Source organism: Streptococcus sp. 27098_8_22 (assembly GCF_041432415.1).
GTDB lineage: Bacteria > Bacillota > Bacilli > Lactobacillales > Streptococcaceae > Streptococcus > Streptococcus pseudopneumoniae_M.
The window spans coordinates 97,063-119,959 of record NZ_JAPVZP010000005.1; the positions used below are offsets into that span (position 1 = coordinate 97,063).

A 22,897-nucleotide genomic window follows, 5' to 3' on the forward strand; every position below is an offset into this window, starting at 1 on the left:
ATAGCTCTGACAAATGTTTCCAGCTTTTTTGCTATGAAAGCCTTATCTACGATACTGTTTCAAGAAACGGGTCATCTTTTCTTGGATTTGGGCTAACTCATCTACACGTGGCAGATAAACGATACGGAAGTGATCTGGTTCTCTCCAGTTAAATCCTCGTCCATGAACCAAAAGCACCTTTTCTTGCTTCAAGAAATCAAGGACAAACTGCTCATCATCATCGATACGGTACATATTGCGGTCAATTTTAGGGAAGATATAAAGACCCGCTTTAGGTTTAACCGCGGACAAACCTGGAATATCTTGAATGGCATTATAAATAAAGTTTCTTTGTTCATAGATACGACCACCCGGCAAGAGTAATTCGTCCACCGATTGGTGACCACCGAGTGAAGTTTGAACAACCTGTTGAGCCAAGACGTTGGAACAAAGGCGCATGTTTGAAAGCATGTTGAGACCTTCAATATAGCCCTTTACATGATGTTTAGGCCCAGACAAGACCATCCAACCTACACGGAAACCAGCGATACGGTGAGATTTAGACAGACCATTCATGCTGACACAGAAAAGGTCTGGTGCTAGACTTGCTACTGGTGTGTGGACATTGCCGTCCATAACCATACGGTCGTAAATTTCATCCGCAAAGATAATCAAGTCATTTTGACGAGCAATCTCAATGATATCTAGTAAGAGTTCTTTAGGATAGAGGGCTCCCGTTGGATTATTTGGATTGATTAAAACGATAGCCTTAGTATTTGAACTAATCTTAGACTTAATGTCATCTAGGTCTGGATACCATTCAGCTTCTTCATCACAGACGTAGTGAACGGCATTTCCTCCAGCCAAGCTAACTGCAGCTGTCCAGAGAGGATAGTCAGGCATTGGAACCAAGACTTCATCGCCATTGTCCAAGAGACCTTGCATGGACATGACAATCAACTCACTCACACCATTTCCAAGGTAGATATCATCGATGCCTACATTAGGGAATTTTTTCAATTGGCAATATTGCATAATTGCTTTACGGGCTGAAAAGATACCTTTTGAGTCCGAATAACCTTCACTATCACGCGCATTCATAATCAAATCATGGATGACCTCATCTGGTGCTGTAAAGCCAAACTCAGCTGGGTTTCCTGTATTCAAGCGAAGGATTTTTTCCCCATTTGCTCGCATACGCATGGCTTCCTCAAGGACTGGACCACGGATGTCGTAAGCCACATGCTCTAATTTGATTGATTTGTTAAATTCTTTCATTTGATTTCCTCAATTCATCAGAATAGTTAATATTATACCACTTGATAGAAAAATCGTAAATCGCCCAGTACTATTCCACAAAAAAACCTTGCTTAACGCAAGGTAAACAGAGCAAGGTCGATTTCTTTCTATTTTTGGGAGAAGAAAGAGAAAAATATGCACCTCTAGCAAGATATACATCTAAATCTAAAGTCTCGCACATAAACTTCGAATCGAAAACGAAGGCATCGTTATGGATGATAGTTGCATGAACTCATGAATTTCTTCCTGTGTCCAGCAAAGCGCAAAGAAAAAATAAGTCGACTCAACAAACAACATAGACGATGTCTGGGCTAATTCGAGTCTGTTTGTAAAGAATTTTACCATATCACTGACTTCTTTCCCTGCCCTGTCACTTAGTATTATACACTAAAACTTTTGCATTTTCAAATAAGTACATATAAAAATAACTCTTTTTAAAGCGCCACCTAAACATTTAATTGAATATGATTCTACTTTGACAATAAAAAAGAGAGAACCTTGTGATTCTCTCTGAACTAAGTCCTACAATTACTATAGCCAAAAGTAGTCGGAACTTAGCTTATTTTGCAATCTCTGCCAACATTTTTTCGATATGTTGGATTGATTTTTCGCGACCAAGCAAGTAGATGGTTTCTGGTAATTCTGGCCCATGCATCTCACCTGAAACAGCGATACGGATTGGCATGAAGAGGTTCTTCCCTTTGATACCTGTTTCTTTTTGAACTGCTTTGATTTGCGGGAAGATATTTTCTACCACAAACTCATCGTCTGACATGGCTTCGAGTTTCGCTTTGAAAGCCTCAAGTACAGTCGGAACGGTTTCACCAGCCATGACTTCTCGCTCAGCTTCGGTCAATTCTGGGAAGTCTGAGAAGAAAAGGTCTGTCAATGGAACAATTTCGTCCACTGACTTCATTTGTGGTTTGTAGAGCTCCACCAATTTCTCAGCCTTGTCTGTCAAACGTCCCGCTGCTTCGAGGAATGGTTTGGCCATTTCAAAGATAGTCTCAAGATCCGCATTCTTAATGTACTCATTGCTCATCCAGTCCATTTTCTTCTGATCGAAGGCTGCTGGAGACTTGCTGAGACGGTTTTCATCAAAGAGCTTGATGAGTTCTTGACGAGAGAAGATTTCGTCTTCCCCGCCAGGGTTCCAGCCAAGAAGGGCGATGAAGTTAAAGACTGCTTCTGGAAGGTAGCCTTTCTTGCGGTAATCTTCGATAAATTGAAGGGTGTTAGTATCACGTTTAGATAACTTCTTACCAGTTTCAGAGTTGATAATCAAGGTCATGTGACCAAACTCAGGTGCTTCCCATCCAAGCGCTTCATAGACCATGAGCTGTTTTGGTGTATTGGCAATGTGGTCATCTCCACGGATAACGTGAGAAATTTGCATGTCGTGGTCATCAATGACAACGGCAAAATTGTAAGTTGGGTAACCATCTTTCTTTTGGATAACCCAGTCCCCACCGATATTGCCACCTTCAAATTCGATATCACCTTTGACCATGTCATGCCACTTGTAAATACCAGACTCATTGACAGCCAAACGAACCGTTGGGATGATGCCTGCCGCTTCACGTTCTGCGATATAAGCTGCTTTTTCTTCTTCGCTCATACCAAGGTATTCGTTGATGTAGCGAGGTGTTTCACCTGCTGCTTCTTGGCGTTCACGTTCTGCTCCCAACTCTTCTTCTGTAACGTAAGATTTGTAGGCTTTTCCTTCAGCTAAGAGTTGGTCGATATATTTTTGATACAAGTCCAAACGCTCAGACTGGCGGTAGTTTTCATGAGTTTCTGGACTTTCATCCCAGTCCATGCCTAACCAACGAAGGTTTTCAAGCTGTGAACGTTCTCCGTCTTCGACATGACGTTTGCGGTCAGTATCTTCGATACGGATAATAAAAGTTCCACCATGGTGGCGTGCATACAAATAGTTAAACAATGCTGTACGGGCATTACCGATGTGTAATAGTCCTGTTGGACTTGGTGCATAACGCACACGAATATCTTTTGACATATCTTCTCCTATAAAGTCTCTAGGCGTCTGCCTTTTTGCTCTCTATATTATATCACAAGTCTTGCCAGAGTCCAATTTCTCTTTTCGAGAAAAAGTAAAAAGAGTGGAAAACCACTCTTTTTTATTCTATTATAGACGAGCGTTGAGTTCTTTGCTCAATTCTTCAAATCCTGGTTTACCAAGAAGGGCAAACATGTTACGTTTGTAGGCTTCAACACCTGGTTGGTCAAATGGGTTGATGGCATTCAAGTAACCTGAAAGGGCAATTGCCAATTCGAAGAAGTAGATCGTGTAACCAAGAGTGAAGGCATCTTGCTCAGGAAGAGTCACGTACATGTTTGGCACGTCACCATCTGTGTGGGCAAGAAGAACACCATCAGTAGCTTTTTTGTTTACAAAGTCAACGTCTTTTCCTTGAAGGTAACCAAGTCCATCAAGATCTTCTTCCAAAGTAGGGATGATCACGTTCTTACGAGGTTTGTCAACGCGGACAACTGTTTCAAACATGATACGAGTTCCTTCTTGGATAAATTGACCCAATGAGTGCAAGTCTGTTGAGAAGTTAGCTGAAGTTGGGTAGATACCTTTTTGGTCTTTCCCTTCTGTTCAAGCACCCCTTGTGGATGCATCTGCTGGAAATTCCCTTACACTGACTGGCTAGTTTGATTGACTTGCCAATCAACCACTGCGTCATCTATTTTTTCTAATTTAGACCGAGAAGCCTGGACTTTTTGTCCAGGCTCTGAATCAATTTTTTAGACTTTTATTTTTCTAAGTTGCTTGATTTGAAATTTTATTATGGTCAAGCAGTTTCAAAAATCTGAATAGTAGAACCTTTCTCAATTACTACCGCTTGCTCTGCTACAACATGGAGTGTACCAGGAAGGCTCCCCTCTTTTGAACCATCAAAAGAAATCGTGATATGTCCCAGTCCAGTTAAATTTTTTTCTACTACATTTCCTACGGAACTAATCGAATATTCCTGATTATCTACCACCAGCTTGCCACCTTCTAGTATTGAACCTAGCAGATTTTTGTTATCAATCTTAAAACAATACTCTGATAAATCTTCTGGTGCTTCTTCTCCAAATAAAATGAGCATATTGGCATCTTGAATCATATTCTGAGCTTCAGACCCTACTTGAATTACTTTAGTTTCAAAAATTTTCTTCATCTGATTTCTATTCATACTTTCTCTAATTTGTCATAAACTTAGGCTTATAGATAAGTTTAACATAATAGTTCTCTGTTTTCAGGCATCTATCAAAGGTCTACTGATAAAGACCAATACTAGCTATCCAAGCAACTAGCACTCGCGGAACACCATTGAGAAAGCGTGAATAAAGTACCGAAGGGACACCAACCTCAACTGTTTCAGCCTTGGCTTCAGATAGGCCGAGTGCTACAGGAATGAAATCACAACCGTTTTGAGTGTTGATAGCAAATAAAGCTGGCAGAGCCATTTGGGGCGGAATAGTCCCTTTTCCGATTTCGACTCCAATTAAAGTTCCAATAATCTGACTAATAACAGCTCCGGGACCTAACAAAGGAGATAGGAATGGTAAGGAACAGATAAAGCCAATTAAAACGAGTCCCCAGATGTTCCCCGCTAGGGGAACCATTAATTTTGCCAGCCAATTTCCAACACCAGATCCTTGAATAACCCCAATCAGCAAGGAAACAAAGGCCATGAAAGGAATTATTGTATTGAGCATTGTTTGGATGGCTTCACGAGCAGCCTGGTTGAAAGTTGCAACGACCTTACCAGCCCCCATCCCAATTCGTGCTACAATACTTGTTTCAGCTTTTTGCTCTGTAATTTTTTTACTAGTATCGTAAGTTGGCTTTTCAGTTACCACAGTTGTCGCTTTTTCGTCTTCATTAGCAGCAGAAATTTGATTAAGGCCAACTGCTGACACATAGATTTCCTCGGTTATATATTGAGCTAGAGGCCCACTTTTCCCTGTAGCGACAATATTTATTGTAGGGATTCCCTTTTTAGGATAAATACCACAGCGAAGAGTACCGCCACAATCCACGATTGCTAAAGCAATTTCCTCATCTGGGATAGAAGTTTTAAACCCATTAACAGCTTCCATACCGGTCAAATCAGCAATTTTATCTACAATATCTGGCTTTTCTCCGCCACCAGTAATATAGATGAATTTATGCTTAGCTTCACTAGGTGTAATGACCAAAGGTCCTCCGAAACCGCCATTTCCTTTAACAACTTTTATACTCTTATATGACATAATTTCACTCTTTCTATAAATCAAATGTTTTACTCAAGGTAACACCTTGCTGTTTTGCTACATAAGCAGTTGTAAAATCGGTTACCCAACCACCTACAAAGTTCATGACAAGCCCAACAAGCATGTAACGAATGGCTAAGTCCATTTGACTTAAACCTAAAGTTTGAATTCCTGTCGCAATTCCCATCCATACAAATAATTCCCCAGGATTGATATGTGGAAATACACCATTTGAAGTATGGCAAAACTGCATCTGAGCTGCTACAAAACTAGGTTTATAATATTCTGGTAAGAAACGTCCCATACTGATTGCCATCGGATTTCCCAGCATAAAAGCTGAAATGAAAGGTAAAATCATATACCGGCTAACAGGATTTTTGGCAGAAATCTTAGCCAAGGAATTGACCTTCTCTTCTCCCAAGAAAGCGATAAGGGTATTCATTGCAATCAATAGCATCAAGACAAGAGGTACAATATTTGTCATCCAGCTAATAAAGGTTTCTCCACCTAATTGGAAGAGTTTCATAAAACTCTCTGCAAATTCTGTAATGTAATTCATAAGGAACTCCTTTTCTTATTTTTTTTAAATAACTGTTTAATAGATAATTGTAAGTAATCCGCATAAAAGCCGAATCCCAGAAAAGAATCAGAAGAACTTGTCTCTTTCTCAATACCTGCCTCATGCCAAAGATAGACTTTTCTAGCATCTTCTATAGCTGATTGCATCAACTTATTTTCTTTTCTCACAAGAGGATTATACTTGTCAAAATAATGGATGTCTTCTCCAACATAATCGTCCATATTTTGAAAACGCGCTAAGATTGTGACTCCTTGCATTTTGCTAGCTTTAAGAACCCGACCGTTTTCATCAACCGCGAACATGACAATCGTACCGGATTTGATTCTTCCGGATTTTCTGCCAATCGCTACGCGCCCCAGTTTCCGGAGCATCGTATAGGTCTTATTGAAGTCTTTGAGTTGCTGCCAGCCGAGGAACATTTGAAATATATAAGCTGCCATGACAAATACAGCGAAAATTATTAGCGAATTCATTAAAATACTCCTTTGCTCTTAGAAAATGATAGAAATTCTGTCTCTGTTTCTACAGCCCTCAATGCTTCTTTTAGAGAAGGCTCTCCTGCAATTCGAAAAATGTCGTCATACAATTCCAGCAATTCACTTTCCATTTTTCTTTCAATTTCTGAGGGTATAGCGACTAGAAAGATAAATTCAATCCAATCATCTCCTTTTTGATAAGGCTCTTCTAGTTTTCCAAACATTAAAATAGTTTTTGCATAACCTTGGTTAATTGTATGGGGAAAAGCAATTCCTCCGCCAAAAACGGTTGATTGTTTTTTCTCCCTATCAATTATCCGATTTCTAAAACCTTCATCAATCATCTGAAGTTTCTCTAACTCTGCAACCATATTTAGCAAGTATTGATGATAGGTTTTTTGTGGACCTAATCGAACAAATCGTAAGCTGACTGTTTCTAGATTTCTTTGATGAAAAGCATTGGCTCTCTGCCATTCTTCCCGCAACCATTGATCATCAAAAAGATGATTAACTTGAATGACTGGAGATTTAGAATCTTTATATTTTAGAGGAACTGTCGTAAAAATCGCGAAATAGTCCTGATTCAAATCCACATTAAAATCCTCTTCAGAATACTGAGTAATGTCTACATCATTTCCAAGGATTCGTCTGAGTTGCTGAATAATCATCGCAGCAGTTCCTCTTCCTGTTGTGCAAACTACAGCTATCTGCTTGCGAGAACTATTTACAATAGAGTTTTGCTTTCTTAAAATCATTTCAAAATACAAAGCCAAATATCCGATTTCAGATAATTCCAATTCAGAACCAAAAATTGCAGATAGTTCTTCTCCAGCAATTTTCGCCATTTCAAAAGCAAAAGGATATTGAGTTTGAACCTCGCCATGAAATATATCATTAGCTTGCACATGGAAAATCAGTCGATTGATTAAGGGGCCTAGATGAGACTTGATTTCTTCAAATAATTCTTCATCATCAAAGTTAACCAACATTGTTTCTTTGACTTTCTTGACAATCCCTTGAAAAATGTTTGCAAGCTGTTCAGATTGATAAGACGGCTTGCTTAAAGTGTCAATAAAACGGACATTAAAAGGAAAACACAAAAAGTCTATTTCAAACTGACTGAGGGAAATCTTATAAGTCATCACAATATGATAGATTAATTTCTCAACCAAAGGGGTCTCTGTTAAATCATTCCTATAGTAAGGAATAGGACAACTCAACACCCTAGATGCATGAATACGCTCCACCATAATTGAAATGGTCTTTCGAAGGAGTTCCTTTGTTTCTTTCGGGATTTTATACTCCTGGAGTAGCGTCTCCAGAAAAGAAGATGTTGCCTCGGTGAGTGTCCTTCCTTCAAAGTAAGGGGCCACTTGGTGAATATAGAGCAAGCGCAAATTCAGCTCGTCCCCCAAGACCTCCAGCCCACGGTTGGGCTTTCCTGAAATAGTGATAGAGTAACTCTCTGCCAAAGATTTTACTTGTTTTAAATCCTTATTAAGGGTACTTCTACTAACACCTGCTTCCTCAGCCAAGTCGTCAATAAGAAGAGGGGAGTTTGACTTAATTAAACGTTTTAGTAAATAGGCAATTCTTTTACTGGAAGAATTGAAGTCACTCTCCTGTTTTAAACTACCAGATAAAATCCTTTCCAACTCTGTATAGTCATACACTTCTAACATTAACTTATCATCTTGTGAGATAATCTGGATATTAGGAGCCAAAACATCATTTAATTGTTGGATACTCTTTTGCAAGGTTTGCATACTAATATCCAGCTCTGAGCGCATATCTATCATGGAATAAGTTGGCTGTGAGACCATTTTTTCTAAAATGTTATACCATCGATTTACTAAGGTCAACTCTCTTCCTCACCTTCATTTTTTTAACCGCGAGTTTTCCCTCCAGCAATATTTGTAGTGACTCCAGTTATATAGCTAGAACGATCTGAAATATAGAATGCTACAAGATCAGCTACTTCCCGTAGTTTACCACTTCGTCCCAAAGGAGTTGTTGAAGTTGAAGCATAACCAGCTCGAATATCTTCTACCGTCTTTCCACGGGTATAAGCAAGAGCTTCCTCATAAGAAAGAGTTCGAAGTCCCGTAGCTTCCATAATTCCTGGAGCAATTCCAACCACACGTACACCATGCTTACCCAGCTCTTTCGCCCATGAACGAGTGTAACTATAGACTGCTGCTTTTGTTGCAGCATAGGCACTTTGTCCTTCAGAACCTTCCAAGCCTGCTTCTGAAGCCATGTTCACAATTACACCTTTTCCATTTTTCACTAAAATACGTCCTACTGCCTGACTAACCAAATACAAACCTTTTTGATTAATCATTGTTACTTTTTCAAACGTTTCATCGTCTAACTCGTAAGGACCTTTAGGATTTTCTGCATCAATTAATAATCTGGGAACATTAATCCCTGCATTATTGACTACCGCATCAATATTGCCAAATCTTTCAACTATTTTGGCAACACCCTCTTCTACTTCAGAGCGAGAAGTTACATCAACTTTTACAAATAATAGATTCGGGTGACGCAAATCGTTGTCGCTAAGATCAAAATTCGCTACATTGACTCCTAATTCCAGCAATTCTTCAACGATTGCCTTACCGATCCCAGATGACGCGCCAGTCACAAGAACTGTTTTGCCTTTTATGTTTAACCAATCATTCATTTTGATACCTCTCAAATTTTATTTACAAGGCAATTATACAGCGCTTTCATAAAAGAATTAAGACACTCTTTTTTACACTTTTAAAAAAAATAATAAACTAATTAAGAGGCTTGTACTAAAAATCCACAAGAAATGAACTTGTGGATCTTTTTATATTCTAAATGAACTCAAAGCATATGAGAATCAAAGGCGTGCATTCAACTCAGCACCCAGCTCTTCAAAGCCTGGTTTCCCAAGAAGAGCAAACATGTTTTTCTTATAAGCTTCAACTCCAGGCTGGTCAAATGGATTGATACCATTCAGGTAGCCAGAAAGAGCAATAGCCAACTCAAAGAAGTAAATAGTGTAGCCCAAAGTGAACTCATCTTGCTCAGGCAGTGTCACAAACATATTTGGAACTCCACCATCAGTGTGTGCTAACAGCACTCCATCTGTAGCTTTTTTATTGACAAAGTCAACATCTTTTCCTTGCAAGTAGCCAAGACCGTCCAAGTCTTCTGCCAATTCAGGAATCAGCACATTTTTGCGAGGTTTATCTACACGGATAACTGTTTCAAAGAGGATACGGGTACCTTCCTGGATAAATTGTCCCAGAGAGTGCAAGTCTGTTGAGAAGTTAGCTGAAGTTGGATAAATCCCTTTTTGGTCTTTCCCTTCTGACTCACCAGCCAGTTGCTTCCACCACTCAGAGAAGTATTGCAGAGATGGTTCATAGTTAGCTAGAACTTCTGTCAGATAACCTTTACGGTACAAGATATTGCGTACAACTGCATATTGATATGCTTCATTTTCAGCCAACTTATCAGAAGCATAAGCCTTGCGAGCAGCATTTGCTCCTTCCATTAACTTGCTGATATCAGCTCCTGCAGCTGCGATTGGCAAGAGCCCCACTGCTGTCAATACTGTAAAACGACCACCTACACTATCAGGCACTACAAAAGTATCCCAGCCATTAGCATCTGCTTCAACCTTAACTGCACCTTTAGCGCGGTCTGTAGTTGCGTAGATACGTTGGTTAGCTTCTTCTTGACCGTACTTCTTAACCAAGAGTTCTTTGAAGACACGGAAAGCAATAGCCGGTTCAGTTGTTGTACCTGATTTAGAAATCACGTTTACTGAGAAATCTTTGTCTGATACATAGTCTACCAAATCAGCCAAATAGCTTGAAGAGATAGAGTTTCCAGCATAGAGGATCTGAGGTGCCTTGCGTTCTTCCTTTCTTTGCAAGTTTACAAATGAATTATTCAAGAAATCAATAGCTGCACGAGCTCCTAAATAGGAACCACCAATACCGATTACGATCAATACCTCACTATCAGATTGGATTTTAGCAGCAGCCTTTTGAATACGAGCAAATTCATCTTTGTCATATTCTTCAGGTAAGTTCAACCAGCCAGTCATTTCTGCCCCAGGACCTGTACCATTTCTCAGAGCAGAATCTGCTGCAGTCACTTGAGGCTGCATATAATCTAGTTCATGTGGTGCAACAAATTTATCTAATACTTTTGAATAATCAAATTTAATATGTGACATAATATTCCTCCAAAATTTCTTCTCTTCTATCATAACCCTTACCTTAGATTTTTTCAAGTTTTTATACTGAATTTTTCCAAATTTTATCATAATTTAAACATTTGCGTAAAAAATGTTACAATATTAAAATTTGAACGAAATAAGACAAAAAAACGACTAGGTTTCCAGTCGTTACAATTCATTCAATAAATACTCAAATAATTCTAAGTTGCCATCCTCTTTATTGACCAAAAATTCTGGATGCCACTGCAAACCAATAATACGGTGTTCATCGATAGATTCGATTGCTTCAATCGTTTGGTCACGTGGATCTACTGCAGTTACGCGGAAATTAGGTGCCAAGTCTTTAATACTTTGACGATGAACTGAGTTTACTTGACTTTCTTTACTAAACAACTTGGACACAACACTTCCTTCCACTGTTTCAATAGAATGTGAAGTTCCAAAAGGTAGACCTTGCCAATGACCTTCAATCTCCTGATTGAGTGTACCACCAAAGGCAACGTTTACCAACTGAACGCCACGGCAAATGGCTAAGATTGGCTTGTTCTGACGCAAGGCTTCTTGTAGAAGAGCTAGCTCAAACTCGTCGCGAGCTAGATTATAGTCATCGCTATCAATTGTTTTTTCCTCACCATAAAACTGAGGATGAACATTTTGTCCTCCAGTCAAGATGAGCTTATCAATCATTTCTACATAGTCATGGACAAGTGTCTCATCACCAACCGGAATGACCAAAGGAAGTCCGCCAACCTGACGAATACTTTCAGCAAATTTACAGGATACAGATGAGTGGATGTTTTTTCCTTCTGCGTCTACAGGACATAGGTTTGCCGCTACTCCAACAACTGTTCTTACCATTACTGACTTCCTTTCGTTCTCCATTGATAATCTTATCTTATCACCCTTACCCACTCCTGTCTAATATGTATTTTTTAAGTCCGTGATAAAATTTTTTTATCAGAAAAAGTTGCCCAAAATTAGGACAACTTTTTTGCTTATTCAAAGACAAATTGATTATGGTACAGTTCGGAGTAAAAGCCTCCAAGCTTGAGTAATTCGTGATGATTTCCTTGTTCGATAACCTCACCATCCTTAAGGACAATAATCTGATCGGCATTGAGAATAGTTTTCAAGCGATGGGCAATCACAAAGCTCGTTCTTCCTGCCACAATTGCCTCCATAGCATTTTGAATCTTGCTCTCTGTTACAGTATCCACGTTTGATGTTGCCTCATCCAAGATTAAGACCTGGGGATCCGTCATTAAGGTTCGAGCGATGGAAATCAACTGCTTCTGACCGGTTGAGAAGACGCTCTGGTCATCATTAATCAGAGTATCGTACTTATCTGGTAGACTTTCGATATATTCATGGATATGCGTAGCCTTAGCAGCTGCTTCTACCATCTCCTGACTAGCATCTGGTACTCCAAATCGAATATTGTCCCGAATAGTTCCGCTGAACAAAACAGAATCCTGCAAGACAATTCCCACCTTACTTCGCAAACTGTCTAAATCAAACTCGCGAATATCTCTGCCATCAAAGCTGATACTTCCTGCATCCACATCATAAAAACGATTGATTAGGTTCATGATAGTTGTTTTCCCTGAACCTGTCGGACCAACTACCGCAATCATTTTTCCTTTTGGAGCTGAAATGCTAACATCTTTCAAAATTGGTTGTCCTGGAAGGTAGGAGAAGTCCACGTTACGAATCTCCACACCTTCTTTTAATTCGTTAAATACTGGAGCATCTTGAGGTCGAATTTCTTCTTCTGCATCAAACATTTCTTGGATACGGTCCGCACCTGTAAAGGCCAGTTGCAAGCTTCCCCAGCTCGCTGCTAATTGGATAATGGGCTGGTAATACTGTTGCGAGAACTGAGTAAACATGACAATCAAGCCCAGAGCAGTTGCTGTCTCGATGTTCTTATCATTCAGTAAGACAGCTGAACCGATAAAAATAACAATAGCTGTATTGACCAAGCTCATTCCGTTCATGACAGGAAAGAGAATTCCTGAAAACATTCTGCCCTTGAAAGTGGCCTTTCGAACTCGTTCATTTTGCTCAACAAAACCAGCAATCACATCTTCTTGGATACCTTGAACGATAACTGCTTTTTGTCCAGAGATACTCTCATCCATATAAGCATTGAGCTTCCCAACTTCCTTTTGTTGGAGGTTTGTATATTTCCGCGCTAGCTTCAGGATAAAGAACAACATGATAACAGCTATTGGAGTGCTGGCAATTGTGATTAAAGCCAAGGTGACATTTTTTGCGAACATGACAATCAGCAAGCCAATATAAAGGGCAATATTGGTCATGACAGACACAAGGCTTTCATTAAAAGCTTGGAGAATATTATCCAAATCACTAGTAAAACGTGACAGGATATCACCATCTTGATGGCGGTCAAAGAAAGAAACTGTCAAGCGAGAAAGCTTGCCAAAAAGTCCCTTACGCATCTCATTTGTAGATTCGGCAATAATGCGGCTCATCAAGACCATATAGATAAGACTAGAAACTACTAAAACGATTAAAATATAGGCAAGATTGAGCAGGAGTCCTAGGAGACTTTGCCAAACCATATCTGGATTTCCATTTTGATAGGCTATAACCAAATTAGCCAGCTCTGTGACTGTTTGACCTGCAAATACTGGAAAGAGGGCTTGGGCTACCGTTGCAATGATAATCATAGCAATGACAACGATAAAGGATATCTTGTAAACTTTAAAATAGTTCCAAAAAAATTCAAATGTCTTCATCCTACTCCTCCTTTCCTTTTTGCGTTTCATAAATTTCACGATAAACTGGGTTTGTTGCAACCAAGTCAGCATGCTTACCTTGACCAATCAAACGCCCTTGGTCAAGCACTAAAATTTTATCCGCATGCACAACAGAGCTAATCTTTTGCGCGATGATAATCGTAGTCGTCCCCTTCAAATCCTTGTTGAGGGCTTCTTGGACCAAACGTTCTGATTTGGCATCAAGGGCGGAGGTTGAATCATCGAAAATCAATATCTTAGGATTGCTGACAATCCCACGCGCAATGGACATTCTTTGTTTTTGTCCACCAGAAAAGTTAGTTCCACGTTCCTCAACCGGACTTTCAAAAGCCAATTCCATGCGACTAATAAATTCACTCGCTTGGGCAATACGAGCTGCGCGTTCCATTTCTGAAACTGTCGCATCTCCCTTTCCTTGTCTGAGATTATCTGCGATGGTTCCACTAAAGAGAATGGCTCTTTGTAGAACGATAGAGACTGTCTTGCGAAGTGTCCCTTCACTAACTGTACGAATGTCCTTTCCACCAATTTTGATCGAACCTTGCTGAGGATCAAACAGTCGTGGAATCAACTGAGCCAAGGTTGATTTACCTGCACCAGTTGCTCCGACAACCCCAACCATCTCACCAGCTGCAATATCGAAAGATACATCTTTTAGGATAGGTTCTTCATCATTTGGATAGGTGAAGGTTACATTTTCAAAACTGAGACTTCCTTCCAATTCTTCATCTTCCACATCCTTGAAAGTCATAGCCGGTTCTGTATCCAGGATTTCACGAATACGACGAAGGGAAATCATGGCACGAGTAACTGAATTCCCCAAAAATCCGACCATAACGATAGTAAAGATAATCTGACTCAGATAATTCACGAAGGAAGCAATGGAACCAACGACTGATGGATCTGACTCTGCCATACCTGCTACAAGCCAGATTGAGAGAAAAACAGCCCCGTAAGAAATCAACATCATTGCAGGTTGCATAACAGAAAAGGCATAACCGATATAAAGGTTTTCTCCCAATAATTCATCTGACACCTGCGTAAATTTATCAAACTGATCTTTTTCTCGGACAAAAGACTTAACCACGCGCACACCACGCAAATTTTCTTTAGCAATGGCATTGATACGCTCCAATAAGGTCTGGAATTTTGCAAAGCGTGGTCCCACCACTCCCATCATAAAACCCATTATGACAACAATCAGAACGACCATGAGAACTAGCACCCACCATAGAGAAGGTAGGGTGACAACTGCTAGAATAAAGGAACCGATAAACAAAAGTGGTAGTCGAAAGAGAATTTGGAAGGTCATCATGACTACGTTTTGAATCTGGTTGATGTCATTGGTCATACGAACAACAAGGTTCCCTGCGTTAAATTCCTCAATATTGGCGTATGAAAAAGTTTGAATCTTACGAAAGGCATCTTCCCGTAAGTCTGACGAGACTCCTTGAGCAATGTAGGCGGCTAACACAACATTGATGCCACCTGCAATCAAACCAATCAAGGCAACAAGGATTAACCAAAAACCAATATGATAAATAGCTTCATTATCACCTGTTAGCAGTGCCTCTAAAACTTTCTGCAAATAACGTGGTTGCAAGAGTGAACTCGTTACCATTAGACCTGTCATAATTAAGGAAGCTAGAGCCTGCCATTTATAGGCTTTTATTTTCTGAAACAGCATATTTCCCCCTTCTAAGATAGACAAAAGGGAACGACAACTCTGTCAGTCCCTTCTTATGCTTTCATGTTGATGCTATTCTAACAAAAAAGAATGCTATTGTCAAAGCACTCAGCTCTCAGAAGCTTGTGCAAGCACGACATTAGCATTCTATCAATCCTTTAAAAATTCTTCTAAATTTAGTGCTGAATTTTATTGTTCTGAACTAGCTTGCTCGTCTAGCTTAACTCGTCCAATTTCACGGTAGCTACGGTCGCCAACAATTTTGACCGAGAACTGACCATCTTGGTACTCGAGAATCGTCACACTTCCATTATCAAGGCCATGCGGATGCATGCCGTTGATTAAATAAACAATGGTTCCAATAGTCATTCCATGGCTGACTACGAGAGCATTCCCTCCCCCATTAGCTTCCATTTCCTTGGCAATGGCTTCAAAACCTTCCCAGATACGACCACTTAGTTTTTCCCAACCTTCAGCCCAACCTGCTGTGTCCACTTCTACCAAACCTTCAGCTAACTCTGCATAGGACAAACGATGCACATGATCTACATTAAAGATTCGAGGGATGATACCCATAAAAAGGTCTCCATCATAAGCACCATCAAAACTACCAAAGCACCATTCACGAATTCGCTTATCCATGCGATAAGGAATTTGCCCAGTCAAACCAAGTTCTTCAAGGATAATTCCCATTGTCTGAATGGTCCGCCCAGAATCGCTTGAATAAGCACGTTCAAAGGTTAAACCTGATTCCCGCAAACCAATCCCCAATTCATGAATACCTCGTTCTCCCTCAGCTGTTAGGGGAGTATCACTCCAACCTTGAGCACGACCGATTGTATTAAACATTGTTTTCCCATGACGTACTAGATACAATTTTACACTTGACATATTCCGTCCTCCATATGTATCTATTATAGCATGATTTCAGACAAAAACCTCGTCCTAACCCACTGAGTCCAACATCACCACTTAAACTAGATTCTACAAATCTGATAATCTATGTCTTGTCATTCTTAGATGATGCAACTTCAGATGTCTCGGTGGTCTCATTTTTTACCTGTTCTTCTTTTTTCTTCTCGCTTTCTTCTTTTGACTTTTTTTCTGTTTTCTTCGTCTTGTCGTCAGTCTTTTTCAAAGGAGAAAAGTGAAAATCAAACTGTTTTTTTCCGGTGTCAACAATCGCTGTAAATCCTTTTTGGTCATTACGATAAGTTGCCTTTCCTGCATCAAATGACTGCTGACCACTCTCAGAACTAGCTTTTTCATAGGTCCTCTTAGCCATTGCAAATGCAAGAAGTTTTTCTTTATTCAGTGCATAATCCTGATGATGAGCCACTTGTCGATTCAGATAAAACTGTAACAAGAGACTAAAAATTCCAGCAATAGTAATCGCGTAAAGGAGAACTCCAGCTCTAACTTTTTTCTTTTTCCACACGATAGATGAACTCCCTCTCTAGTCCCTTTTCAAACTGAAAGTGAAAGTGCAGCTCCTGCCCTTTTTCTTGAATTCGAGCTGATTTCAGACCGTAGACCATGGGTTGATAGCCACGTCCACTCGCATCTGTTTTCCGAAAATCATCTGACTTTGATTTCCCCATGGAAATGGGGTTCCCATCCTGTTTGAGGTAAAGTCTATCATTCTCTACTTTTTCAAATTGGGCTCGATTCAGCTCTGCTTCCAGCTGATCCACAAATAAGAGCCATTCTTTTTGCTCACTTTTCTGCTGGTAGCGAACTTCTGAAACCAATAGTTGGCTCATAGCTTGAAAGAGGAGCAAACTCCCACTAATCACAATAAGAGCAACCAGGGATTCTAAAAGTGTAAAAGCTCTGACTCTACTTATCTTGAATCGCCAGTAATTTTTCAGTTCCATGATACACCTCCAAACCTCGCTCATTCGATACAACATGAACTGTAAGCCCATTGACCGTCAACTGCTTTTGTCCAGTCTGCAAAGCCATACGAGCCACTCGCAAAACTTCTTCCTGTTCTAAGAGTCTTGCTTCCTGTCGTCTACTTTCTTGAATCTGCCCCAGCAAGAGGGTTGCAATACTGGCAAAAATAGCTAGTGAAATCACTGCCTCCAGTAAAATAACCGCCTTAATTTTTTGCTTCTTGAATACGTTTAATCTTTCCATTTCCTAGATATAGTTGGTAGCGAACTACTTCTTTCCTTGTTTGAAATCTCACACTTGCAAGAGACGAATTTCCTCCAGCCTTGTCAAAGGAAATTGATTGATTAGACTGCAATTGAATTCCTTTTGGAATGGCTAATTTCTGATAGCCATTTCCAATACTTCTCTCTTCCAAAATCAAGTTGATCTTCTGCTGACTAGCCAGACTTCGCTTCTGGGTTTCTCGATAAAGTTCCTCAAACTCCATAAAGAAAATCTGTTCTTCCACAGCTGCAAAAGTTGATTGAACTGAACTTGACAAGCCCAAGGCTAACATACTAGCTATTCCTAAGACTAATAAACTTTCTAGCATGGTAAAAGCCCTAATCCGCAACTGTTTGACTTGTCTTTTGTTTTGCATGGTATTCCTTATAGGCTTTTGCTTGCTCAGCAGTGATGCGTCCATCTGCCTCTAGTTTACTTAGACTAGCATCCTCATTTTTATCTAGAGTATAGAGTTCAGCTTGGCTTTCTACCACCTTGACGACTGCTGCTTTCCCCTTATCATTCACTGCATCCTTTTGCTTAGTTAGGTTTGGCACAAACAGTAAGAGTAGGACGCTAATGATGAGCAATACAACTAGCATTTCTACCAGTGTAAAAGCTTTTGCCTTGGCTTTCTTTAATTTCATCAACATTTTTTTCATCTAAAAATTTACCTCCATATTTTGATACATAGGCAGCAACATAGCTGCGTACAATAAAACGATTAGCAGAGCTACAAAAATAAAGACCAGGGGTTGAACTAAGTTCATAGTACGATTAACTCGAGTAAAGAAGGATTCCCACGTTTTTTCTGCATAGATTTCCAATTCGCTTCCCAACTTGGACTTGACCTCTCCATATTCAATGATTAGTCCCAACTCTCTTCTAAAAAAAGGATAATTCCGCACAACCATAGAAAATTCATGCCCATTTTGCAAGGACAGGGATAAATCATGTCCGATTTCCTTAAAAAGAGGATTTCCTTGCTCCTGCATCATCTGAAAAATCTGTGATAGCTCCAGACCTTGACCAATCATATTACCCCATTCTCGAGCATAATAGGCCGTCAGATAATACTGAACAAATACACCTAGAAAGGGAATTTTAGCTAGAAAAGAAAAGACTTGTATCTTCTTAGATTTTCTGTAAAATATCAGTCCTGTTAAAGATGCAAGACTTAGTGTTAGAGTAATCCCAAGAAAAATCTGTGGTAGATTGCTAATCACTAAGGTAGCTATGTTGCTACTATCCAGTTGAGGCAAGAGATAATTTCGCAAACCCATCATAATGAGCAGTAAGAAAGCTAGCAAAATAAGTGGGTAGGTCGCAACTTCAATTAACTTCTTCTTGACCTTAGCAAGATTATCCAAATATTCTTCAATTTTCCCCAAACTCAAATGGAGATTTCCATGAACTTCAGCCAATGAAAGTTGCGTGACAATCGCACTCGAGAAACCTAAATGACTCATCATTTCCGAAAAAGACTTTCCCTGCGCAAGTCCTAGACGCATCTGCGATACATAGTCCTTTTCCAACAAGAGACTTCTATCTAGAAAGGAAATGATTTCTACCAGATGAAAACCACTCGAAAATAAATTGTTAAAGAGAGTGATGATTTTCTTCTGCTTACTAGTAGCTAATTTTCTCCGTTTCAGCTTGAAGGGCAGTGATATGTCCTTCTTTAAGAAGCTGGTCAATTTGTCCATTCCACTTTTCTGCCTGGTGTTCTTGATAATTTCCATTTGCAAAATCAATAATTCCTCCTCCCGCGATTAGTCTCTGGTAACAAACACCTTGTAAAACAATTGCAAGTTCATCTTCACTAACACCAAGTTCTAAGAGGCGCTCATAAACCCCACGAACACTCTTGGCATGGATTGTCGAGAATACCGTGGCACCTGTCAGACTAGCTCGTACAACGGCACGGGCTGTTTCACTATCTCGAATTTCTCCAATAATTAAAAGATCTGGACGATGTCGTAGGGAAAGTTTTATCAAGTTTTCATAGCTCAGTCCGATAGCTTCATTGAGTTGTAATTGCAGCATCTCTTCCTGCTTAATCTCGACCGGATCTTCAATAGACATGACCTGTTGTCCCTTAAACAATGACTTGGCTAATTCATGCATCAGAGTTGTCTTCCCACTTCCTACAGGACCTGCAAAAAGATAAAGCCCACGTTGCCTAAAGCCCTTTTCCAGTTCTATAAGGTCCTGAAACCAGAAGCGCAACTCTTGTTCTTGATCATGCAAAAGCCGGATTACTAGACTCTCATGACCACGATAATCTCCCACCGTCGATAAACGTAATGAAGAAACCTTGTCTCCATGCTGATAATCACAGGAACCAAGCTGACTACGGCGTTTTTCTCCAACGTTCATCCCCGCAATAAACTTAAAATGACTAATGACAGCCCCCAACTTTTCAAAGTCATAGGTGTTAATCAAATGTCTCTCATCTCCAACTCGCATATGTAGCTCATAAATCTTTTCTTTAGGAACAAAATAGATGTCCTGAGCTCCTTGTTTTTTGGCCAGTGTAATCAATTCTTGTGCAAGTGTTTGTACCATATCTTCCTCCTCACTCTTATTATTCGAAGAAAATATAAAAAAAGAAGAAACAACTTCATTAAAAAGTTGTTTCTTCTTTTTTTATGCGACAAGTACGGTGGATTTCTAAACCAGTCTGCTTTTCGTAACCAGGTCTAAATTTTTCATCAGGAATGACTTGACCATCTTCCAACAAAGCCAAGGAATGATATTGCTGAAGAAATTCATCGCATTCTTCACACCAGCGTTTATCTTCTGGATCCCAAAAAATAGTCATCAAATCTCCTCTACTTTTGTAAAGGGGAATCTCCTTTTCTAACTCAAACCAACAAGACTTATAATATTTCAAGGCGTCATAATAGTTATCAAATTTTTTGCTCGCAATGACGTCGTCTTCCCAGCCTTCTATAAACCACCACGGTTCAAAATCTCCGTACATTTTTATAACTCGATACATAGTTTAACTTCCTTTGTACCGTATATTATAGCGAAATTTTGAGAACAATGAAAGAATTTTGCTCGTTTTCAACAACAACCTTAGAATATTTTTCTTCGACTAAATCAATCTATAAATTATCAAAATAAAAGCAGCAACTAAGACTAGTCACTGCTATATATTTTTATGCTTGATAACGTTTTTCACCATCAAGGTAAGTTGCTACCAATTCCAAATCCTTATCAAGAACGATAAAGTCAGCATCGTAGCCTTCACGGATTTGTCCGCAAACGTCATCAATATGAACTGATTTTGCTGGGTTCAGACTAGCCATCATGACTGCTTCATGAGGATTTGCAATTCCCCACTCAACAACATTTTTCAAACCATCTTTAAGTTTGAGAATGGAACCTGCCAAGTTACCTGTAGATTTAAGGCGAGCAGTCCCATTTGCAACTACAACTGGAAATTCACCTAACATATAATCGCCATCTTGCAAACCACCTGCTGTCATACAGTCAGTGATAAGGGCAATATTTTCAGTTCCTTTTTGTTTAAGAAGAATTTCGCAAGCCTTAGGATCCACGTGATGACCATCACAAATCAATTCTGCATAAGTGTGTGGTAATTCATACATCGCACCAACCATACCAAGTTCGCGGTGTGTTAAGCCACGCATTCCATTATAGGCATGAACCCAAACACTAGCCCCGGCATCAACAGCTTTTTTAGCTTCATCAAAGGTAGCATTAGAGTGACCAAGAGCAACAGTTACACCTTCACCAGTAATTGTACGTACAAAATCCTCAACACCTTCACGTTCAGGTGCAAGAGCAATTTTATTTAGAAGACCATTAGCAGCCTTCTGCCAAGAGCGGAACTCATCCATACGTGGATCTTTCATATAGGCAGGATTTTGAGCGCCCTTAAATTCTTCGGTGAAGTAAGGTCCTTCAAAATAAATCCCACGAATCTTAGCACCAGATGCTTCTTGATAGCGTGCACCAATGTTTTCAGTAACAGCCAGCAATTGTTCGTATGATGAAGTTAGTGTAGTTGGTAAGAAACTGGTAACACCTGTGCTAAGAAGGCCTTCACTCATCGTATGAAGTGTACCTTCGATATTATTATCCATAACGTCGACACCACCAAAACCGTGAATGTGTGTATCAACTAGACCCGGTGCAATGCTGTAACCAGAGTAGTCTAAAATTTCTGCATCATCCGAAATCTCTTCAACGTGCTTACCAAACTTGCCATCAATAAGTTCCAAATAACCTCCACGACGAATACCATGTGGATAGAAAAATTGATCAGCTTTAATATACTTAGGCATAATGATAACCTCCTTAAGAAATAATCTACTATTTATTATGTCAATTACATTATAAACCTTTCAAAACAATTTGTAAATGGTATAGACCTTTTTTAGTGAAATTTTAATAAATTGTTCAACAAAAAAGACAAGGTCCAAAACCTTGTCTCTAAAACTATACCGGCGGCCGGGGTCGAACCGGCACGTCCTTGCGGACACTGGATTTTGAGTCCAGCGCGTCTGCCAATTCCGCCACGCCGGCAAATAGTAACTGGGGTAGCTGGATTCGAACCAACGCATGAGGGAGTCAAAGTCCCTTGCCTTACCGCTTGGCTATACCCCAATAATATAAAATAGGCGAGTGATGGGGATCGAACCCACGCATGCCAGAGCCACAATCTGGTGTGTTAACCACTTCACCACACCCGCCATAATTTTAAAACACGGGCAGTAGGAATTGAACCCACACTGAAGGTTTTGGAGACCTTAGTTCTACCTTTAAACTATGCCCGTAGTTAAGGTTATGGAAGGGGAGGGATTCGAACCCCCGAACCCGAAGGAGCGGATTTACAGTCCGCCGCGTTTAGCCTCTTCGCTACCCTTCCAAAATATTTAAATGGCGCGAGACGGAATCGAACCGCCGACACATGGAGCTTCAATCCATTGCTCTACCAACTGAGCTACCGAGCCTTATTGCGGGAGCAGGATTTGAACCTACGACCTTCGGGTTATGAGCCCGACGAGCTACCGAGCTGCTCCATCCCGCGTTAATAATAAAGGAGGATGTGGGATTCGAACCCACGCACGCTTTTACACGCCTGACGGTTTTCAAGACCGTTCCCTTCAGCCGGACTTGGGTAATCCTCCAATAAATAGTCCGTACGGGATTCGAACCCGTGTTACCGCCGTGAAAAGGCGGTGTCTTAACCCCTTGACCAACGGACCATATTTCAATGGGCACGAGTGGACTCGAACCACCGACCTCACGCTTATCAGGCGTGCGCTCTAACCACCTGAGCTACGCGCCCAAGTTAAATAACTTGGTAAATGAACTATATGTTCAAAGCGGGTGACGAGAATCGAACTCGCGACAACAGCTTGGAAGGCTGTAGTTTTACCACTAAACTACACCCGCTAA

General features: G+C 40.1%; 22 protein-coding genes, 11 tRNA genes and 1 pseudogene. All 34 read right to left on the reverse strand.

The window, feature by feature from the left end; genetic code table 11:
- Nucleotides 1–42 precede the first annotated feature (42 nt).
- The 34 genes and pseudogenes from O3633_RS07075 to O3633_RS07240 all read right to left on the reverse strand — a co-directional run bounded on the left by O3633_RS07075 (nucleotide 43) and on the right by O3633_RS07240 (nucleotide 22,894).
- Nucleotides 43–1,257 carry a pyridoxal phosphate-dependent aminotransferase gene (locus tag O3633_RS07075; protein WP_049529726.1) on the reverse strand — a complete coding sequence of 405 codons (1,215 nt, stop codon included), beginning with the start codon at nucleotides 1,255–1,257 and terminating at the stop codon, nucleotides 43–45.
- Nucleotides 1,258–1,837: 580 nt separating this feature from the next.
- Nucleotides 1,838–3,298 carry a glutamate--tRNA ligase gene (gene gltX / locus O3633_RS07080; protein ID WP_049529725.1) on the reverse strand — a complete coding sequence of 487 codons (1,461 nt, stop codon included), beginning with the start codon at nucleotides 3,296–3,298 and terminating at the stop codon, nucleotides 1,838–1,840.
- A 129-nt stretch (nucleotides 3,299–3,427) separates the two neighbouring features.
- Nucleotides 3,428–3,904, reverse strand: a pseudogene (locus O3633_RS07085) (glucose-6-phosphate isomerase); the annotation flags it as partial.
- Nucleotides 3,905–4,100: 196 nt separating this feature from the next.
- Entirely contained in the window at nucleotides 4,101–4,472 is a 372-nt protein-coding gene (locus tag O3633_RS07090) for a PTS glucitol/sorbitol transporter subunit IIA (RefSeq protein ID WP_049478985.1), read from the reverse strand.
- Between the two features lie 97 nt (nucleotides 4,473–4,569).
- The gene (gene srlE, locus O3633_RS07095; RefSeq protein ID WP_000120696.1) at nucleotides 4,570–5,550 is read right to left on the reverse strand and encodes a PTS glucitol/sorbitol transporter subunit IIB; all 981 of its coding nucleotides are present in this window, start codon (nucleotides 5,548–5,550) and stop codon (nucleotides 4,570–4,572) included.
- A gap of 13 nt (nucleotides 5,551–5,563) precedes the next feature.
- Entirely contained in the window at nucleotides 5,564–6,109 is a 546-nt protein-coding gene (gene srlA, locus O3633_RS07100; protein ID WP_001106813.1) for a PTS glucitol/sorbitol transporter subunit IIC, read from the reverse strand.
- Nucleotides 6,106–6,603: a transcriptional regulator GutM gene (locus tag O3633_RS07105; protein WP_049548210.1), complete on the reverse strand. Its 498-nt coding sequence runs from the start codon at nucleotides 6,601–6,603 to the stop codon at nucleotides 6,106–6,108. The genes srlA and O3633_RS07105 overlap by 4 nt, the downstream gene beginning before the upstream one ends.
- Nucleotides 6,603–8,429 carry a BglG family transcription antiterminator gene (locus O3633_RS07110; protein WP_371620840.1) on the reverse strand — a complete coding sequence of 609 codons (1,827 nt, stop codon included), beginning with the start codon at nucleotides 8,427–8,429 and terminating at the stop codon, nucleotides 6,603–6,605. The genes O3633_RS07105 and O3633_RS07110 overlap by 1 nt, the downstream gene beginning before the upstream one ends.
- Nucleotides 8,430–8,491: 62 nt before the next feature.
- The gene (locus tag O3633_RS07115; protein ID WP_038804195.1) at nucleotides 8,492–9,292 is read right to left on the reverse strand and encodes an SDR family oxidoreductase; all 801 of its coding nucleotides are present in this window, start codon (nucleotides 9,290–9,292) and stop codon (nucleotides 8,492–8,494) included.
- Between the two features lie 183 nt (nucleotides 9,293–9,475).
- Nucleotides 9,476–10,825, reverse strand: a complete 1,350-nt coding sequence (locus O3633_RS07120) for a glucose-6-phosphate isomerase (RefSeq protein WP_000018239.1) — start codon at nucleotides 10,823–10,825, stop codon at nucleotides 9,476–9,478.
- Between the two features lie 171 nt (nucleotides 10,826–10,996).
- Nucleotides 10,997–11,686, reverse strand: a complete 690-nt coding sequence (locus O3633_RS07125) for a gamma-glutamyl-gamma-aminobutyrate hydrolase family protein (protein WP_070889112.1) — start codon at nucleotides 11,684–11,686, stop codon at nucleotides 10,997–10,999.
- A 137-nt stretch (nucleotides 11,687–11,823) separates the two neighbouring features.
- Entirely contained in the window at nucleotides 11,824–13,590 is a 1,767-nt protein-coding gene (locus O3633_RS07130; protein ID WP_371620835.1) for an ABC transporter ATP-binding protein, read from the reverse strand.
- A 1-nt stretch (nucleotide 13,591) separates the two neighbouring features.
- Nucleotides 13,592–15,298: an ABC transporter ATP-binding protein gene (locus O3633_RS07135; RefSeq protein ID WP_320692969.1), complete on the reverse strand. Its 1,707-nt coding sequence runs from the start codon at nucleotides 15,296–15,298 to the stop codon at nucleotides 13,592–13,594.
- Between the two features lie 189 nt (nucleotides 15,299–15,487).
- Nucleotides 15,488–16,189, reverse strand: a complete 702-nt coding sequence (locus O3633_RS07140; protein ID WP_049529721.1) for a histidine phosphatase family protein — start codon at nucleotides 16,187–16,189, stop codon at nucleotides 15,488–15,490.
- 109 nt (nucleotides 16,190–16,298) lie between these two features.
- The gene (gene comGG / locus O3633_RS07145; protein WP_049529720.1) at nucleotides 16,299–16,736 is read right to left on the reverse strand and encodes a competence type IV pilus minor pilin ComGG; all 438 of its coding nucleotides are present in this window, start codon (nucleotides 16,734–16,736) and stop codon (nucleotides 16,299–16,301) included.
- Nucleotides 16,714–17,175 (reverse strand): competence type IV pilus minor pilin ComGF, encoded by a 462-nt coding sequence (gene comGF / locus O3633_RS07150; protein WP_371620836.1) that lies wholly within the window; start codon nucleotides 17,173–17,175, stop codon nucleotides 16,714–16,716. The genes comGG and comGF overlap by 23 nt, the downstream gene beginning before the upstream one ends.
- Complete coding sequence (gene comGE / locus O3633_RS07155; RefSeq protein ID WP_049529718.1) at nucleotides 17,138–17,440, reverse strand: competence type IV pilus minor pilin ComGE; 303 nt, start codon at nucleotides 17,438–17,440, stop codon at nucleotides 17,138–17,140. The genes comGF and comGE overlap by 38 nt, the downstream gene beginning before the upstream one ends.
- Nucleotides 17,403–17,837, reverse strand: a complete 435-nt coding sequence (gene comGD / locus O3633_RS07160; RefSeq protein WP_049529717.1) for a competence type IV pilus minor pilin ComGD — start codon at nucleotides 17,835–17,837, stop codon at nucleotides 17,403–17,405. Before comGD ends, comGE begins: the two co-directional genes overlap by 38 nt.
- The gene (gene comGC, locus O3633_RS07165; RefSeq protein ID WP_320692970.1) at nucleotides 17,800–18,123 is read right to left on the reverse strand and encodes a competence type IV pilus major pilin ComGC; all 324 of its coding nucleotides are present in this window, start codon (nucleotides 18,121–18,123) and stop codon (nucleotides 17,800–17,802) included. Before comGC ends, comGD begins: the two co-directional genes overlap by 38 nt.
- Nucleotides 18,124–19,167 (reverse strand): competence type IV pilus assembly protein ComGB, encoded by a 1,044-nt coding sequence (gene comGB, locus O3633_RS07170; RefSeq protein WP_371620837.1) that lies wholly within the window; start codon nucleotides 19,165–19,167, stop codon nucleotides 18,124–18,126. It lies immediately after the preceding gene.
- The gene (gene comGA / locus O3633_RS07175) at nucleotides 19,091–20,029 is read right to left on the reverse strand and encodes a competence type IV pilus ATPase ComGA (RefSeq protein ID WP_006146774.1); all 939 of its coding nucleotides are present in this window, start codon (nucleotides 20,027–20,029) and stop codon (nucleotides 19,091–19,093) included. The genes comGB and comGA overlap by 77 nt, the downstream gene beginning before the upstream one ends.
- A gap of 58 nt (nucleotides 20,030–20,087) precedes the next feature.
- Nucleotides 20,088–20,465, reverse strand: coding sequence for a DUF1033 family protein (locus O3633_RS07180; protein WP_007555701.1), 378 nt, complete (start codon nucleotides 20,463–20,465; stop codon nucleotides 20,088–20,090).
- 163 nt (nucleotides 20,466–20,628) lie between these two features.
- Complete coding sequence (gene nagA / locus O3633_RS07185; protein WP_049530205.1) at nucleotides 20,629–21,780, reverse strand: N-acetylglucosamine-6-phosphate deacetylase; 1,152 nt, start codon at nucleotides 21,778–21,780, stop codon at nucleotides 20,629–20,631.
- Between the two features lie 157 nt (nucleotides 21,781–21,937).
- Nucleotides 21,938–22,021, reverse strand: a tRNA-Leu gene (locus tag O3633_RS07190).
- A 9-nt stretch (nucleotides 22,022–22,030) separates the two neighbouring features.
- Nucleotides 22,031–22,102, reverse strand: a tRNA-Gln gene (locus tag O3633_RS07195).
- A 13-nt stretch (nucleotides 22,103–22,115) separates the two neighbouring features.
- A tRNA-His gene (locus tag O3633_RS07200) sits at nucleotides 22,116–22,188 on the reverse strand.
- 13 nt (nucleotides 22,189–22,201) lie between these two features.
- A tRNA-Trp gene (locus O3633_RS07205) sits at nucleotides 22,202–22,272 on the reverse strand.
- Between the two features lie 11 nt (nucleotides 22,273–22,283).
- Nucleotides 22,284–22,364 (reverse strand) — tRNA-Tyr (locus O3633_RS07210).
- Nucleotides 22,365–22,376: 12 nt separating this feature from the next.
- Nucleotides 22,377–22,449: transfer RNA gene (locus O3633_RS07215), tRNA-Phe, on the reverse strand.
- Nucleotides 22,450–22,452: 3 nt separating this feature from the next.
- A tRNA-Met gene (locus tag O3633_RS07220) sits at nucleotides 22,453–22,526 on the reverse strand.
- Nucleotides 22,527–22,536: 10 nt separating this feature from the next.
- A tRNA-Ser gene (locus O3633_RS07225) sits at nucleotides 22,537–22,626 on the reverse strand.
- A gap of 6 nt (nucleotides 22,627–22,632) precedes the next feature.
- Nucleotides 22,633–22,704, reverse strand: a tRNA-Glu gene (locus O3633_RS07230).
- A 9-nt stretch (nucleotides 22,705–22,713) separates the two neighbouring features.
- Nucleotides 22,714–22,787, reverse strand: a tRNA-Ile gene (locus O3633_RS07235).
- Between the two features lie 36 nt (nucleotides 22,788–22,823).
- Nucleotides 22,824–22,894 (reverse strand) — tRNA-Gly (locus O3633_RS07240).
- Between the last annotated feature and the right edge of the window lie 3 nt (nucleotides 22,895–22,897).